The sequence below is a fragment of the Hydrocarboniclastica marina genome (assembly GCF_004851605.1).
In the GTDB taxonomy this organism is placed as follows: Bacteria; Pseudomonadota; Gammaproteobacteria; order Pseudomonadales; family Oleiphilaceae; genus Hydrocarboniclastica; species Hydrocarboniclastica marina.
Genome location: NZ_CP031093.1, coordinates 2323024 through 2339255, shown reverse-complemented (window position 1 = coordinate 2339255; position 16232 = coordinate 2323024). Strand labels below are relative to the sequence as shown.

The following is a 16232-nucleotide window of genomic DNA, read 5'->3' as shown; positions in this document are numbered from 1 at the left end:
GAGACGCCGCGACGGCACATCGCTGCCGCCATGTCCGGTAGCGAACCGGCATGCTCGGAATAAACATGCTCGGAATAGACAAGTGTAACAAGGAACCCTCGGTTTCGCCTGACCTCACCGGAAACTCGTTATGTTCAAACCTTTGCCCCTGATGATCGGGCTGCGGTATACGGCGGCCAAACGCCGTAACCATTTTATCTCCTTTATTTCGCTCACTTCCATGGTCGGCCTGGCTCTCGGGGTTGCCGTGTTAATTACCGTACTCTCTGTGATGAACGGCTTCGACCGCGAGCTGAAGCAGCGAATACTCGGCATGGTGCCCCACGCCATCATTCAGAGCGAAAACCCGATGACCAACTGGCGGGCTGTCCGAGACAGAGCACTGGAAGACCCGGCGGTGCTGGGCGCTGCGCCCTATATCCAGGCTCAGGGCATGATTACCGGCGGCGGTAATGTTAACGGTGTGCTGCTCAACGGCATTCTGCCTGAAGAGGAAGTAACGGTTTCCATTATCCAGGACCATATCATCCGCGGCTCACTCAGGAACCTGCAAGCCGGCGAATTCGGTATCATCATAGGCGAGACCCTGGCGCGTTCCCTGCGCGCGGAGCTGGGTGACCGCGTGACCGTGGTCATGCCCGAGGCATCGCTGACGCCTGCCGGCGTATTGCCGCGCCTTAAACGTTTCACCGTGGTGGGCACCTTCCAGGTCGGTGCGGAACTCGACTCAAACTACGCCGTTGTGCACCTGGAAGACGCTGCAAAGCTGGCGCGTACCGGCGAGGGCGTCGAAGGGATTCGGCTGAAGGTCGACGACCTCTTCAAGGCGCCAGCTGTGGCCTTGAGACTGGCCCGCGAACTGCCTGGCAGGAACTACACCAACGACTGGACCCGGACCCATGGAAACCTTTTCCAGGCGATACAGATGGAGAAAACCATGATCGGGTTGCTGCTTATGTTCATCGTAGCGGTCGCGGCGTTCAACATTGTTTCGATGCTGGTCATGGTGGTTACCGACAAAACGGCCGATATCGCTATTCTGCGGACGATGGGGGCGACCCCGGGTACCATAATGGCCACATTTATCATTCAGGGCGGGGTGATCGGCATTGTCGGCACACTGCTTGGCACCGGCGCGGGGATTGCACTTGCGCTGAATATCAGCGCGATTATTGACTGGGTGGAAGGGGTGCTGGGCAGTCAGTTCCTGAATGCAGATGTTTATTTCATCAGCTACCTGCCTTCGCAACTTTACTGGACCGACGTTGCCATAATCTGCGGGTCGGGCATGGTGATGAGCCTGCTGGCGACGCTCTACCCGGCCTGGCGCGCCTCACGGGTGCAACCGGCGGAGGCGCTTCGCTATGAATAATCAGCTTATTATTGACTGCAGGGGCGTCGCCAAGACCTACGACGAGGGCGCCGGCGAGCTGACCGTCTTCCACGACATCGACCTGCAGCTTCACGCCGGCGAAACCCTTGCGATCATCGGCAGCTCAGGGGCAGGGAAGACGACACTGCTCAACATGCTGGGCGGGCTGGACAAGCCCAGCCGGGGCGAGGTCTGGGTTGCCGGTGAGAATCTGCACGCCATGCGCGAAAAGCCGCGGTCAAGGTTTCGCAACAAGACCCTGGGGTTTGTCTATCAGTTTCACCACCTTCTGCCAGAGTTTTCAGCGCTGGAAAACGTTGCCATGCCGTGTCTGCTGGGCGGAATGTCGGTGTCGGAAGCCACGCAGCGAGCCCGCGCGCTACTGACGCAGGTAGGGCTGGCGCCCAGGCTGAAACACAAGCCGGGTGAACTCTCCGGCGGCGAGCGTCAGCGGGTCGCTATCGCACGGGCGCTGGTCAACCAGCCCCGCTGTGTGCTCATGGACGAGCCCACAGGAAATCTCGACGAGCAGACCGCAGACCAGGTGCAGGCGCTGATTCAGGAGCTGACTGAAGAGCTACAGACGGCGTTTGTGGTGGTCACCCATGACCACCGTCTCGCCCGCCGTATGCAGCGGGTCAGCCGGCTGGATCACGGTCGTCTGGTGTTTGACGCGGTCGCCGGCGAAGCGTGATCTAAATGCCGGCGAAGCGTGATCTAAATGAGAGCCGGGTAAAGCCGCCCGCCCAGGCGGAGAGCGAAAGGCAAAGCTCAGAAGGTGTTACGTCACCTGGGCGCCACGGCGGCGGCGCCATTCCCGCCTCACTTTGCGCCGCCAGATGAACTGAATAGCGATATAACTGCCGCAGGCGAACAGCGTCGCCAGAATTATCGAGCCCAGGTAGAGCGGAATACCGATATCGATCAACCGGGAGCTGATCCAGTCCCATGAAAGCTCAAAGGCGTACGCTTCGACCGGTCGATCGAGAATCCAGGCGCCAAGCCGGTAGTTCAGGTAGAACATGGGTGGCATTGTCAGGGGATTACTGATCCAGACCAGCGCGATTGAAATCGGCATGTTGCCGTTGAACCAGATTGCCAGTGCGGCGGCCGCCACCATCTGAAAGGGCATGGGAATAAAGCACCAGAACACGCCGATGAAAAAGGCGCGCGAAACGCTGTGCCGGTTGATATGCCAGAGATTGGGCTCATGCAGGATGTCGCCCAGGAATTGCAGGGATTTCAGACCCCGAATCTTCTCAGGCGTAGGCATGTATCGCTTGATAAACCGCTTCGGCATAGCTGCTCTGGGGTCCGGGTTGTCGGTTCTGGCGTGCCTGGAGCACAACGGATAGCGATGAATTCTGCGGCGCTACAGCCAATGGTGCTGAAACCTGAGCGCATTCCTGTCTGACTTCGGCGGGCCAGATTCACCGGGCTGGTGTTTCAGAAAATCCTGCGCGGTTTCTTTATCCCGGGCGCCTGGCAAGCCAAACCGGAGGCGCCTGGGCAATCCTATTAATATTAGCAAAGGAAGTTGCGATTGTGCGTGCATGGATGCTCGCGACGCTCGGCGGGGCAATCATAATCTATGGCCCTGGCTGGGCACCAGCTTTGGCTCAACCCGCGGCTGTAGCCGCCGCCGCGGCGGTGCTCGGTACTTTCGCTATTGTGCTACGCCCCTGCTTACCACAGGGTTACGGTTACATCAGGGTTGCTTATTGCCTCATGGTGTTGCTCTGCGGGGTCATGACAGGGGTGGGCTGGACCGCGTGGAACGCCCAGCAGCGCCTGGCAGTGTCATTCCCTCAATCGCTGGAGCAGCAGGAGCTCCGGGTCTCGGGCTATAGCTGCTCGGTGCCGGCATGGGGCGCGTGGCGTTCGGTTCGCCAGGACTTCTGTGTAACCCGGTGGCACGATGCAGACCGCCCGGGTGACTCTTTATCAGCCGACATGCTGCCGCTGCCAGCCCGACTGAGGCTGGCCCGGTACGGCGCCGAAAAGCGCTTTGCCCTGCGCGGGCCAGCGACACTGGATGTCTCTCTCAAGCGACCGCACGGCAGCGTTAACCCGGCAGGCTTCCGCTACGAAACCTGGTTGTACCGGCAGGGCTATCTCGCGACCGGGACCATCCGCGCCATCGTACCGCAAACCACCGCCACCTCAGACTTTTCCCCTGTCGGTGGGCACCTCCCGGAGGTCGCATCTGAGCCTGCAGCGATGCCCTGCGCACTCACATGCCGCTATCATCAGCTTCGTCTTGAGCTTATAGAGCGACTGAGCCAAAAATCGGCTGGGATGACCTACGCGGGGCTGTTTGAATCGCTCCTGTTTGGCAGCCGCGGCCAACTCCAGCCGGAGGACTGGACAGTGCTTCGCACAACGGGCACCTCCCATCTGGTTGCTATATCCGGGCTCCACATCGGGCTGGTCGCTGCAATGGTTGCCTTTATCGCCAGGCTCGTGCTGTTGCGTACTGTCGGGGACCGGTTCGGGCCAAAACTCGCCCCCAGGCTGCTGTTCGTGCTGGTCTGCCTGGCTACGGGTGCGTATGCGCTATTGGCCGGCTTCACGGTGCCTACCCAACGGGCGCTGGTCATGGTCATTGTGGCCGGGCTTGTACTGCTCAATGGCGGCATGCGACGGGCCTGGGATGGCTGGATACTGGCAGCGTTCCTGGTCCTGCTGCTTGACCCTTTTGCATTGCTGGATATGGGGTTCTGGCTATCCTTCGGCGCTGTCGCCTGCCTGATCCTGGTATTTTCCGGTCGGTTGGCCCCGCCGCGACCCTGGCAGAGCCTGTTGCTGGCACAGCTGGCCATTACGCTGGGGCTCTGGCCCATAACGACGTTTCTCGGCCTGCCGGTAGCGCCGCTGGGGTTCCTGGCCAATCTGTTTGCTATCCCGTGGCTTTCGCTGGTTGTTATGCCTGTGGTGGTGCTTGCCGGTCCGCTCGTGTTGTGGGGCAACCCGGTAACTGCGTACTGGGCGGGCGTCGCTGTCGACACCGTACTTGGTATCCTCTGGCAGCTGCTGAGCTACCTTGCCGAGCAGTCAGTTGGCCTGGACAGTGGGTTTCCGGCCATTGGTCTGCCGCTCGTGCTGCTGACTGTTATGGCCTTGCTGCCAATTCTTCTTCCCGTCGGTTCGGCCTACCGGATCGTTGCGGTCGCGGTCACTCTGATGCTGTTGTTCAGACTCACCGCCGAGCCTCGCAGCAATGCGCCAGTTGATGTGCCGCAGATGGTGGTTCTGGATGTAGGGCAGGGGCTGTCGGTGCTGCTGCGGGATGGCGAGCGAGCCATGCTCTACGACACCGGCCCTTCGGCTGGCGGGTTCAGCGCCGCGGAAAGCCAGGTTTTGCCGACGCTCAGCGCCCTCGGTGTGCGCAAGCTCGATCAACTGGTACTTAGCCATAGCGATGGCGATCACGCGGGTAATTGGCGGTGGGTTGCGGCTCAGCTTGAACCAGAGACTATCGCCAGCGGCGAGGATGAAGTCCTCGGGTCTCCCGTTATGCCTTGCGGGATTCTTTCGGGCCAGCGGGTCGGGCGGTGGCAACTTGAAGCCTGGCGGGCAGCGCATCCAGCCAGCAGCAACGAAAGCTCCTGTGTTGTCGAGGCGTCGGTCGGCGATTATCGCGTACTCCTATCAGGGGACATGAGCGCCGTGCACGAGGCCGAATGGCTCAACGCAAGGCATTCCAGGGAGCCGGTCGACGTCGTGATTGCGCCACACCACGGCAGCAAGTCCTCCTCTACTGAACAGTTCGTGGCAGTCCTGAATCCGCGATACGCCCTGTTTTCAGCCGGCTACCGTAATCGCTATGGTCATCCTCATCCGGACGTTGTCGGGCGTTACCGCCGCTACGGCAGCGAAGTTCTGAGCAGTGCCGGACTCGGCGCGGTGACTTTCGGGTTCGTGCCGAACAATTTGCAGGTGCATGTCGAGCGGGACAATGCCGCGTTCTGGATACTTCCGCCCGAGTGGTGATTACCGCCATCGAAGAGACGCTTCCCGGCGAATGGACACCAGGCGCAGGTCTGCATCGCATTTTGTTACGGCTGTGATAAAGTAACGCGCTTCCCAGCCATTTCAGTGTATTGACTGGAGTCTGGCGCCGCTTTCGTCGCGCCCGCCTGCTCCCGGACATCCAGGAGAATCACGCGTGTTAGAGCTTCTTCGCCCAGGCGGTTTCATCATGATTCCGATACTGGCCTGTTCTATTCTGGCCCTCGCCATCGTGCTGGAAAGATTCTGGACATTACGCCTCAATCGGGTAGCTCCGACGCATGTCATCAATGAGTTCTGGCGCTGGGTCAAAAAGAAAGAAGTCAATTCGCATCGGCTTCGTACCTTGCAGGAGTCCTCTCCGCTCGGCCGCATCCTGGCCGCCGGCCTGATGAACGCCAAGCACGGCAGGGATGTCATGCGCGACAGTATCGAGCAGGAGGCCTCGCAGGTCGTGCATGAGCTTGAGCGCTTTCTCAATCCGCTCGGCACCATTGCCCAGATCACGCCGCTGCTCGGCCTGCTGGGTACAGTGATTGGCATGATCAAGGTATTTGCGGAAATCCAGTTTGGCGGAATAGGCAATACCGAAAATCTCGCCGGCGGCATTTCTGAAGCCCTGATCACTACGGCGTCCGGCCTGACTGTTGCGATTCCCGCCCTGATCTTCCACCGCTACTTCATGCGCCGTGTCGACGAGATGGTTGTGACCATGGAGCAGGAAGCTATCAAACTGGTCGAAGTGGTCCACGGCGACCGCGAAATCGATATCGAAGGAGCCTGAGCCGGGTGAAGTTCAAGCGGCAGTCCACCGAAGAGATGTCTATCAACCTGACGCCACTGATCGATGTGGTGTTTCTGCTGTTGATCTTCTTCATGGTGTCGACCACCTTTACTCGCGAGAGCCACCTTGAGATTGTCCTGCCTGAAGCCGATGCGGAAGCGGCTGAAATACAGGCGGACCAGGTCGATGTGGTGATTACCGCGAGTGGCGACATCTCGGTTAATGGTCGACCGCTGGTGGATAATGATGCCCAGACATTGCGCCGGGCGGTAGCCGAAGTCACAGAAGGGAATAACGAGCTGCCGTTCATAATCACTGCAGATGCGCAAACGGCGCATGAGCTGGTGGTGCGTGCCATGGATGTCGCGGGCCGTCTCGGCTTCTCCAAACTCAGCATTACCACGACCCGCTCCCCCCGGGACTGATCCTGGCGCAAGCCGGAGACCGCCGGAAAACACAAGTAGATCTATGCCCAGACAAGATTCAGACCTCCCGTCAAACTGGCAAGTCTATCGCCGCCTGCTCGGTTATCTTAAACCGTTCTGGGGCGCCTTCGCCCTGGCCGTTGTGGGCAACGCGCTTTACGCCGTCGCGTCGACCGGCATGGCGGCGGCGATGGAGTTTGTGATCCAGGCGATCGAAAATCCCACGGCAGCCAACCGGCTACTGGTTCCGGCGCTTATTGTCGCGGTATTTGCCGTGCGCGGAGTCGGATTCTTCCTGGGCACTTACTTTATCAGTAAAGTCGGCCGCAACATTGTCAACCTGATGCGCACCCAGATCTTTGACCATCTCATGCATTTGCCCTGCCGCTACTTCGACAGCAGCTCCTCCGGACACCTGGTATCGCGCATCACCTATAACGTCGAGCAGGTCACCGGTGCCGCGACCAACGCGGTAACCATCATGCTGCGTGAAGGTCTGACGGTGATCGGCCTGCTCAGCTATATGGTCTACGTGAACTGGAAGCTGACCCTGATTTTCCTGGTCCTCGCGCCAGTCATTGGCGGCCTGGTGAGTTATGTCAGCAAACGCTTCCGCCGGCTGAGTCAGAAGATCCAGAGTTCCATGGGTGATGTCACCCATGTGGCAGGCGAGGCAATCGCCGGGTACCGCGTCGTCCGGGTCTTTGGCGGTAGCGACTATGAGTCCCAACGGTTCAGGAAAGTCAGCCACAACAACCTGCGCCAGAGCATGAAAATGGCCATGACCAAGGCGATAAGCACCCCTGTGGTGCAGATACTCATCGCCTTCTCGATTGCGCTACTGGTCTGGATAGCCCTGGCGCCTGAGGTTCAGGCCGGGATGACCACGGGCGAGTTCGTCGCCTTTATTACGGCCGCGACCACCCTGGCAAAACCTATTCGCCAGCTGACATCGGTACAGGAACAGGTGCAAAAGGGGATAGCCGCCTCCCACGATGTGTTCTTGAGCCTGGACGTCGCCGTTGAGACCGACACTGGCACCCATGCACCCGAGCGTGTTCTCGGTGAGATCGAGTTTGATCAGGTTTGCTTCCGCTACCAGGACACTCTCGATAATGTCCTCAAGGATGTCTCTTTTCGGGTTGAGCCGAACTCCACCATTGCTTTCGTTGGCCGGTCGGGTAGCGGTAAGTCGACGCTGGTTTCGCTGTTGCCGCGTTTCTACGAGTACTCAAGCGGTGAAATCCGCCTTGACGGTATTCCCCTCAAGTCATACCAGCTGCGGGCCCTGCGCGACCAGATTGCCCTGGTTAACCAGGATGTCGTCCTCTTCAATGATACGGTAGCCAACAACATCGCCTACGGTGGCCTGCGCGGCGTGTCCCGTGAGGACATCCGCGAAGCGGCGCGCAAGGCCCATGCCCTGGAATTCATTGATCGACTACCGCAGGGGCTGGATACCGAAATCGGCGACAACGGCATCATGTTGTCGGGTGGCCAACGCCAGCGCCTGGCCATTGCCCGGGCACTGCTCAAGGACGCGCCGATCCTGATCCTGGATGAAGCCACCTCAGCCCTGGATACTGAGTCCGAGCGATACATCCAGCAGGCGCTTGAGGCTGTGATGCAAGGCCGTACGACCCTTGTTATCGCCCATAGACTGTCCACGGTTGAGAACGCGGACCAGATTATCGTAATGGACGATGGCAGGGTGGTCGAAGCGGGAACCCATGAGGAGCTCATCGTGAAGAAAGGCAATTATGCGCAGCTGCACAGCATGCAGTTCAGTGAGTAAAGGTGGCCGGTAAGCTCACAGCCTGGGTTGAGCGGTTCTGGTACCAACGCCAGCAGGCACCACTTGGCCTGCGACCCTTCAGTGCCCTGTTCGGCGCACTGGCCCGGCGGCGGCGCGACAGGTTCGCACTACCGGGCAACCAGTACCAAAGTCCGTTGCCCGTTGTTGTGGTTGGCAACATTACGGTCGGTGGGACCGGGAAATCGCCACTCACCGCCTGGCTGGTAGAGGTACTGCGCCGCCACGGCTACAGCCCCGTCATCGTCACCCGCGGGTATGGCGGCGCAGCCAAGAACGCGCCGCTCATGGTCACGCCCACGACCGATGTCATGGCGTGTGGTGACGAAGCGCTGATGCTGGCGCGCCAGTGCCAGGTGCCGGTCGTGGTGGACCCTGACCGGGCGCGTGCCGCCGCTTGGGCGACGGCAGAAGGGCTTGGCAATATACTGGTCTGTGATGATGGGCTGCAGCACTACCGCCTGGCACGGGACATCGAGCTGGCGGTGTTTGACGGCGCACGAGGCGCCGGCAATGGCGCACTTCTGCCAGTGGGGCCGCTGCGTGAACCATTACAGCGACTCGCTTCTGCCACCGCCGTGATAGTCAATGGTGAGCCCTGGCACCCCAGCTTTGACGCAATCCGGCAGCACGCCCCGGCATTTTTCCGGATGAGCCTGCAGCCACAGCGTATGCGTCATCTGCTGTCAGGCGAGATTCAGGCGCCGGACTATTTTCGGGGCCAGACCGTTCACGGCGTTGCCGGTATTGGCAATCCGTCTCGCTTTTTCAAGACGCTTGAGGCGCTGGGTGTCCGGGTAAGTGAACATGTCTTTCCCGACCATCATCGGTTTAGCGCGGCAGACATCGTCGATGATGGCCTGCCGGTGGTGATGACGGCCAAGGACAGCGTCAAATGCGAGTCATTTGCGCGCCCGAACTGGTGGGTGCTGGAGGTTGCCGCGGCGCCGGAAGAAGCGCTGGAACAGCTTTTGATGAAGACACTTAAAACCGCGACCTGATAGGCTTGTCCTATCTTTTTCCCGATACCTACCTGTTTCAGAAACCGCAACGAGTATTCGACATGGACAAAAAGCTACTCAGTCTTCTCGCGTGCCCTTTGTGCAAGGGTGAACTCATCTACGACCGCGAAAAGTCAGAGCTCATCTGCCGGGGTGATGGCATGGCCTTTCCCATCCGGGACGACATACCGGTCATGCTGGCCTCCGAGGCGCGAACGCTAACCACGGATGAGCGTCTTTCCAAACGCTGAGTTTTTCGAGGCCATCGAAACCCTTTTGCCAGCCTAGTCAGGGAAAGGTCATGAGCTTTGTTGTTGTTATTCCCGCCCGCTACGCTTCCACGCGGCTGCCGGGCAAGCCACTCATAGATATCGTTGGCAAGCCAATGATCGAGCACGTCTATGACCGGGCCTGCGCGAGTAAGGCAAGCAGGGTCGTGATCGCGACGGATGATCGTCGAATCGAGAAAGCGGCCCATGGCTTCGGCGCTGAAGTGGTCATGACGGCTGCCGACCATTTATCCGGTACCGACCGGCTTGAAGAAGTTGCGAGCCTCCTGGGTTTCGCGGAAGACGACATTGTTGTGAATGTCCAGGGGGACGAGCCCCTGATACCGCCGGGCATTATCAATCAGGTTGCGGCGAACCTGAATGCTCATCCCGAGGCAGGTATCGCGACCTTATGCGAACGGATTGATGATATCGAGGCGGTGTTCAATCCCAATGTCGTCAAGGTAGTATTTGATAGCCAGGGCCGGGCGATGTACTTCAGCCGGGCACCGATCCCCTGGGCTCGCGAGGCGTTCATGAGCCCCGAAGGACGCGAGTCTCTGCCCAAGGACATCCACTGGTACCGTCACGTCGGCCTGTACGGGTATCGGGTCTCTCTGTTGCGCGACTTTGTCAGCTGGGAGCCCGCGCCGCCCGAGCGTAGTGAATCCCTCGAGCAGCTACGGGCCCTGTGGCACGGCGCCACAATCCATGTTGACATTGCTCGCCACAAGCCTCCCGCGGGTGTTGATACGGCCGAAGACCTCGCCCGGGTGAGGAGCAGACTCGAGGAGGGGCTATGAGCCAGCCGATCAAGGTTCTTTTTGTCTGTCTGGGCAATATATGCCGCTCACCCACGGCCCATGGTGTGTTCGAAAGCATGGTCAGGCAGGCGGGGCTCGATGATCAGATAGAGGTGGATTCATCCGGAACCGGGGACTGGCACATTGGCTTGCCTCCGGACAAGCGTGCCGTAGCTGAAGCCAAGGGCCGCGGTTACGATCTCAGTCAGTTGCGTGCCCGCCAGGTGTCTCCTGATGATTTTGAGCAGTTTGACCTTATCGTAGCGATGGACCGCAGAAATCTCTCCGATCTGCGGGCGATACGGCCACCTTCAACCCGGGCAGAGGTTCGGCTTTTTCTTGAATTTGCCGAAAACGCTGAAGTTGATGAGGTGCCTGACCCGTATTTTGGCGGCGCTGATGGTTTCTCATTTGTCTTCGACCTGGTCGAAAGCGCCAGCCGCGGCCTGCTCGAACACATCCACCAGGCTTATCCCGAACGTTTGAAAATGCGGGGCCGCTCACTTTGAGGAACGGCGGTGCTGGTCTCGTGCGCGAAGGTGCTGGCCTCGTGCGCGAAAACATCGACCTGAGAGCCTATAACACCCTGGGTATCAGCGTCAGCGCCCGTCACTTTGCAAGCGCCAATAGCCGGGAAGATCTCACAGCGCTGCGAGCATGGGCCAGGGCTGAAGGGCTGCCGCTACAAATTCTGGGCGGCGGCAGTAACATCGTACTCAAGGATAACCTGCCCGGGCTGGTCGTTCATGTCGCTCTCCGCGGTCGACGCTGGTGCGAAGTGCACGAAGACGACGCTATCCTCGTGCTTGAGGCGGGGGAGAACTGGCACCAGGCTGTTATCTATGCTGCGAGTATGGGCTACCGCGGAATTGAAAACCTTGCGTTGATACCCGGCACGGTCGGCGCCGCCCCGGTCCAGAATATTGGCGCGTATGGCGTGGAGCTGGCAGATACCCTGGTGGACGTCGAAGTGATGGAACTAACCTCAGGCGAAATACGCCGGCTTGACTGTCAGGCTTGCCGCTTCGCCTATCGGGACAGTTTCTTCAAACAGAATGCTGGCCGCTACCTTATTACTCAGGTGCGGCTTAAACTCAGCCGCAACCGTGCCCTGGAACTGTCCTATCAGGGGTTGGCCGACGCCGTTGGCGCAAGTTCTGCAGAGCATCTGACGGCTCTTGATGTGGCCCAGGCCGTCATGGCGCTACGCCGCAGTAAGTTGCCCGACCCTGAGTCCCTGCCCAACGCTGGCAGCTTCTTTAAAAATCCGCTGGTCAGCCACCGCCAGTTTGAGGAACTGCGTCAGCAATGGCCCGGTATTGTCGCTTTCACGGACCCGCAGGGAATGAAGCTGGCGGCAGCCTGGCTCATTGACCGGTGCGGCTGGAAGGGCTACCACGAAGCTCACGTAGGGGTGCACCGGCATCAGGCCCTGGTCCTGGTGAATCACAGCCGGGGCACGGGCAAAGAGATTCTTGACCTGGCCCAGCGCATCCAGGACGACGTGTACAACCGCTATGGCGTTCTGCTTGAGATCGAACCCCGCATCCTGCCCTGATCTGGCTTTCCAATACGTCCCGCTCTCGACGCTTTTGCCCAAGTAGACAACCTCCGGGCCGTACCGTAGCGTATGGGAAGGGCCCACGTTCGTCACGGTGGCTCCTGAGATACGCCTGCCTGGTAACGCTAAAAGCCAGCTTGAGCCTTCATATACCAGCAAAAGGACTTCTGCCTTATGAGCGCTAACGTAGAAAGCAACGACCGCCCGGATTACGACGAGGTCCTGCAGAGCATTGCAGACTATGTGCTTGATTATGAAATCCACAACCCGGAAGCTTTCGATACCGCACGCAACTGCCTTATGGATACACTCGGCTGCGGCCTGCTGGCGCTGCGCTTCCCGGAATGTACCAAGCACCTTGGCCCTCTGGTAGAGGGCACAACGGTACCCCACGGAGCTCGCGTTCCGGGCACCTCGTTCAGGCTGGATCCGGTCAAGGCAGCCTGGGACATCGGCTCCATCGTCCGGTGGCTCGATTACAACGATACCTGGCTCGCCGCCGAGTGGGGCCACCCCTCGGATAATCTGGGGGGTATCCTCGCGGTAGCCGATCATCTCTCCCAGAAACGTGTAGCCGAGGGCAAAGCGCCGCTCACGATGGAAATTGTGCTCGAGGCCATGATCAAGGCTCATGAAATCCAGGGCGTATTAGCGCTGGAGAACTCATTCAATCGGGTCGGCCTGGACCACGTTGTATTGGTGAAGGTCGCCACAACAGCCGTCGTCGCAAAGTTGATGGGCGCCAGCCGCGAACAGCTGCTTTCGGCGCTTTCCCATGCCTGGGTTGACGGGCAGTCTTTGCGCACATACCGGCATGCGCCGAACGCGGGGTCACGCAAGTCATGGGCTGCCGGAGACGCCAGCTCGCGGGGCGTGCGACTGGCTGACATCGCCATGCGGGGGGAAATGGGCATCCCTGGCGCGCTGACAGCACCCCAGTGGGGTTTTTACGATGTGCTGTTCAGCAAGACCAATAAGGATCAGAAGCTCAAGCCGGCGGATCAGTGCCGGTTCTCGCTACCGCAACCCTTCGGCACTTATGTTATGGAGAACATCCTGTTCAAAGTGGCCTTTCCGGCGGAGTTTCATGCGCAGACAGCCGCAGAGGCCGCGGTTATCCTTCACCCCCAGGTCAGGGATCGCCTTAATGAGATAGAACGTATCGTGCTGACAACCCATGAGTCGGCCATCCGCATTATTTCCAAGCGCGGCAAGCTGGCCAACTCGGCAGACCGGGACCACTGCCTCCAGTACATGACCGCGGTGCCGCTTATATTCGGAAACCTCATAGCCGAACACTACGAAGATGAATTTCACGCCGATAACCCCATCATTGACGAGATCCGGGCCAAGATGGAAGTCATCGAAGATGCGCGCTACACCCGCGAGTATCTGGAGCCTGACAAGCGCTCTATCGCCAACGCCATTCAGGTGTTTTTTACCGATGGCTCGTCAACGGAACAGGTGGCGGTTGAATACCCAATTGGTCACCGCGGTCGTCGCAAAGACGGCATTCCCATGCTCGAAAGGAAATTCCGCACCAATCTGGCGACTCGCTTCCCCCAAGGCCGGGCCGATGAGATATACACCTTGTGTAAAGACGAGAACAGACTGAGGGACACACCAGTGCACGAGTTTGTTGGCCTGTTTGTAATCTGACCTGCTTTATCGCCCGCATCCAGTGTCCCGCGCTCAGGATAAGGTGCGGCTCCTGCCTGTGGGGGCCGCGCATGAACGCTGAACGCCGGCACGCCCCGTCGAAATTTTTGACAGAAAAAATTCAGTCGCGCATCGGCTTAGCGCTTTTTTTGGGTCGTAACTGGCTTGAAAGGTGTCGATTCGCCGTTGAATACGACTTTGGTCGAACGGGTAATATGCCGCAAATTACTACATGACCTGCAAGCACCGTGAACTGGTTCTCTAAATCGTCGGAAATGCTTACGCATCAATAAGTTAAGTCATTTTAATGGGTCAAAAAACGATATAAATCATGCACCTCTGAAACTGGTATAGGTGATGCTACGTATGTCATACCGTTGATGTACTTGAAGTCACTTCCAACGAAGTGGGCGGGAAACGGACATTCAGCCAAAGACTCAGGAGCTTCGACAAATGAAATTTACTTCCAGGAAAATTCTGCTTTCCTCACTGGTTCTTCCATTTGCACTGGGGGTTCAATCCGCTGGCGCGGCACAGATCGTGGAATGGGGTTATGAGGTCGATAACTCGTTCACCGACTTTACCGCATCGGAAGGCGATGGCTCGGTCACCGTCAATGGCACGAACAGCACCCTGACATGGGGCACCACAGTCAACAGCAGCATCAGCATTACGCCGGAAGTCGACAGCGCGGATGGGCTTATGACCAACGGCGATGCGGTTATGGGCGGCACTTTTACCCACGATAACTCGCCGATCCCGGATACGGACAGTGCGCTGACGAGCTTCAACCTGAATACCGCCCTGACGCTGACGCCGGTCGACCCGGCGGGTGATACGCTGGGTGCTTTGCCTCTCAGCTTTCAGAGCTATTTCACTGAGACCCGTAACCAGAACGGCGAGTGTGTAAGCCAGTCAGAGTCCGTGTGCGATGATATCTTCACGTTGGGCAATGTAGACGATCTCGGCGGCATGCAGGTTGGCGATAACTATGAGATTGCGGCTGAGAGCTTCACCATTGACGACTACAGCTACACCGTATTTCTCGAAATCGTGGGGCTGGGTGAGTTGATGAATGAATCCTGTGCAGCTGCAGGCGCCCCCAACGGCTGTATCGGCTTTCTCACCCAGGAGAATCAAACCAATAACTTCAACACGCGGTTCCGTATCGAGAGCGATCAGGTTGGCGTAAGTGTTCCCGAACCGGGAACATTGGCCCTGCTCGGCCTCGGCCTGGTAGGCCTTGGTCTCTCGCGTCGCAAATGGCACGCCTGAGCCACCCTGAAATGGCGGGGTTAAGGTACAAAGAAGCAAGGTAAGAAAAAAGTAAGGGCGGCAGATGCCGCCCTTACTTTTAACAGAAATAAACCACTGATTTACAGTAAAAACCCGTCGACGTTCGGGTTAATGGTGCAAATAGCCAACATCAGTGGCTGGCTGGCCGTCTCTATAGCTTGAATCTATTCAGATAACTCTTGTTCGAGCTCAGCGCTGTCCGCAGGTTGGCTTGGGAGCCTGGTTGGTCTGTCGGAATTCTTTACGAGCATTATCTGAATATTTTCTGGTTCTTCTACCGCTACGATCTGGGTATCCGTGATCAGGTTTTACGCGACCAGCGCATGGCCTGGGTTGTGTATAGGAAACAGCGTTCGCGAGGGAAGCAACTGGCGCGGCTTGACCTGCCCAGGCACAAAGCGACCTGAATCAGTTATCAATGCCCAAACATCGGGGCGCTGCTCACGGATACCCTCTAGAAGCGAACCGGCACTGCTAAAAACGGGGCGCCGGCGTCCGTGATAATCAACGGTTGGTCCAACATGATCGAACGAAATACCGTAGCGTTTGAGCAGTCTCAGCAGGGTTGGCTCCATAGCGGCCAGCCAATGGGTGATACCGTGCTTCACCGACATCTGCACAATAGCGGCAAAAAGACCGAGGCTTATGTAGGGCATTGCCCGACGTCCGCCATCAGTGTCGGTATAGCTGACGAAGTCGCTCAAGCCCGAGGTGGACTCCTGCTCGTTCAGACGTTTGCGGAACTCACGACTGACGGCCAGCCGGGAAATCTCAGCGACCTGATCTCGCGGTGTGTTCCATACGCGTTTCCGTGCAGCGGGACTCATCTGATCCAGGCACGGGCCTTCCATGGGGAAGCGGGACGCGGGGTCGTCGCCCTGGAGCACAAGCCGCACTGCAGCCACACCGTCGCCGCTCGCTTTGTGTCGAATCAATGCATGTACTGAGCGGGGGTCGTACAGGTCGTGTTCGCGTTTATCCGCAAACGAAGCGGGATCTTCAAAAGGGCGATCGATGCAGTAGACCTGGTACCGAACTTCGAGCACCTCATTTATTGCGGCGGGCGTTGTTGCCAGCTCTACACTGAAAGCCGCGTTGAACACCGCACTTACATCTTCTGCGGAGTGGTTCTCCGGGTTAGGTGCCTCCCTGTTGGTGAGAAGTAGCTGTTTGTTCATGGTTGATCCTCGATATATTTTCCGGTTGGGAATTCCCTGTTGGTTAAAAAGGCGCCGCTC

The 16232-nt window shown here is 58.6% G+C and carries 15 protein-coding genes; 13 read left to right on the top strand and 2 right to left on the bottom strand.

The window, feature by feature from the left end; all coding sequences use genetic code 11:
- The first annotated feature begins 130 nt into the window (after positions 1 to 130).
- Together soil367_RS10360 and lolD are read left to right on the top strand one after the other, a co-directional pair.
- Entirely contained in the window at positions 131 to 1372 is a 1242-nt protein-coding gene (locus soil367_RS10360) for a lipoprotein-releasing ABC transporter permease subunit (protein WP_136549040.1), read from the top strand.
- Positions 1365 to 2066, top strand: coding sequence for a lipoprotein-releasing ABC transporter ATP-binding protein LolD (lolD, locus tag soil367_RS10355; RefSeq protein ID WP_136549039.1), 702 nt, complete (start codon positions 1365 to 1367; stop codon positions 2064 to 2066). Before soil367_RS10360 ends, lolD begins: the two co-directional genes overlap by 8 nt.
- A gap of 87 nt (positions 2067 to 2153) precedes the next feature.
- Here lolD and soil367_RS10350 read toward each other — a convergent pair whose 3' ends face one another.
- Positions 2154 to 2672 (bottom strand): DUF2062 domain-containing protein, encoded by a 519-nt coding sequence (locus soil367_RS10350; protein WP_136549038.1) that lies wholly within the window; start codon positions 2670 to 2672, stop codon positions 2154 to 2156.
- A 245-nt stretch (positions 2673 to 2917) separates the two neighbouring features.
- On the opposite strand from soil367_RS10350, the gene soil367_RS10345 reads away from it, so the two are divergent.
- From soil367_RS10345 to soil367_RS10295, 11 genes are all read left to right on the top strand, one after another.
- The gene (locus soil367_RS10345; RefSeq protein ID WP_216642706.1) at positions 2918 to 5365 is read left to right on the top strand and encodes a DNA internalization-related competence protein ComEC/Rec2; all 2448 of its coding nucleotides are present in this window, start codon (positions 2918 to 2920) and stop codon (positions 5363 to 5365) included.
- A gap of 175 nt (positions 5366 to 5540) precedes the next feature.
- Positions 5541 to 6167 carry a MotA/TolQ/ExbB proton channel family protein gene (locus soil367_RS10340; RefSeq protein ID WP_136549037.1) on the top strand — a complete coding sequence of 209 codons (627 nt, stop codon included), beginning with the start codon at positions 5541 to 5543 and terminating at the stop codon, positions 6165 to 6167.
- A 5-nt stretch (positions 6168 to 6172) separates the two neighbouring features.
- Positions 6173 to 6592 (top strand): ExbD/TolR family protein, encoded by a 420-nt coding sequence (locus soil367_RS10335; protein ID WP_136549036.1) that lies wholly within the window; start codon positions 6173 to 6175, stop codon positions 6590 to 6592.
- A 43-nt stretch (positions 6593 to 6635) separates the two neighbouring features.
- Positions 6636 to 8387 (top strand): lipid A export permease/ATP-binding protein MsbA, encoded by a 1752-nt coding sequence (msbA, locus tag soil367_RS10330; protein WP_136549035.1) that lies wholly within the window; start codon positions 6636 to 6638, stop codon positions 8385 to 8387.
- Positions 8388 to 8389: 2 nt separating this feature from the next.
- Positions 8390 to 9406 carry a tetraacyldisaccharide 4'-kinase gene (gene lpxK / locus soil367_RS10325; RefSeq protein ID WP_136549034.1) on the top strand — a complete coding sequence of 339 codons (1017 nt, stop codon included), beginning with the start codon at positions 8390 to 8392 and terminating at the stop codon, positions 9404 to 9406.
- A 62-nt stretch (positions 9407 to 9468) separates the two neighbouring features.
- The gene (locus soil367_RS10320; protein ID WP_136549033.1) at positions 9469 to 9657 is read left to right on the top strand and encodes a Trm112 family protein; all 189 of its coding nucleotides are present in this window, start codon (positions 9469 to 9471) and stop codon (positions 9655 to 9657) included.
- Positions 9658 to 9707: 50 nt separating this feature from the next.
- On the top strand, positions 9708 to 10478 hold the full coding sequence (kdsB, locus tag soil367_RS10315) for a 3-deoxy-manno-octulosonate cytidylyltransferase (RefSeq protein WP_136549032.1): 771 nt from the start codon (positions 9708 to 9710) through the stop codon (positions 10476 to 10478).
- Complete coding sequence (locus soil367_RS10310) at positions 10475 to 10987, top strand: low molecular weight protein-tyrosine-phosphatase (protein ID WP_136549031.1); 513 nt, start codon at positions 10475 to 10477, stop codon at positions 10985 to 10987. Before kdsB ends, soil367_RS10310 begins: the two co-directional genes overlap by 4 nt.
- A gap of 20 nt (positions 10988 to 11007) precedes the next feature.
- The gene (gene murB / locus soil367_RS10305) at positions 11008 to 12036 is read left to right on the top strand and encodes a UDP-N-acetylmuramate dehydrogenase (RefSeq protein ID WP_172962328.1); all 1029 of its coding nucleotides are present in this window, start codon (positions 11008 to 11010) and stop codon (positions 12034 to 12036) included.
- A gap of 177 nt (positions 12037 to 12213) precedes the next feature.
- Positions 12214 to 13698 (top strand): bifunctional 2-methylcitrate dehydratase/aconitate hydratase, encoded by a 1485-nt coding sequence (locus tag soil367_RS10300; protein WP_136549030.1) that lies wholly within the window; start codon positions 12214 to 12216, stop codon positions 13696 to 13698.
- A gap of 453 nt (positions 13699 to 14151) precedes the next feature.
- Positions 14152 to 14973 (top strand): THxN family PEP-CTERM protein, encoded by an 822-nt coding sequence (locus soil367_RS10295; RefSeq protein WP_136549029.1) that lies wholly within the window; start codon positions 14152 to 14154, stop codon positions 14971 to 14973.
- 329 nt (positions 14974 to 15302) lie between these two features.
- Here soil367_RS10295 and soil367_RS10290 read toward each other — a convergent pair whose 3' ends face one another.
- On the bottom strand, positions 15303 to 16172 hold the full coding sequence (locus tag soil367_RS10290) for a PEP-CTERM/exosortase system-associated acyltransferase (RefSeq protein ID WP_136549028.1): 870 nt from the start codon (positions 16170 to 16172) through the stop codon (positions 15303 to 15305).
- Between the last annotated feature and the right edge of the window lie 60 nt (positions 16173 to 16232).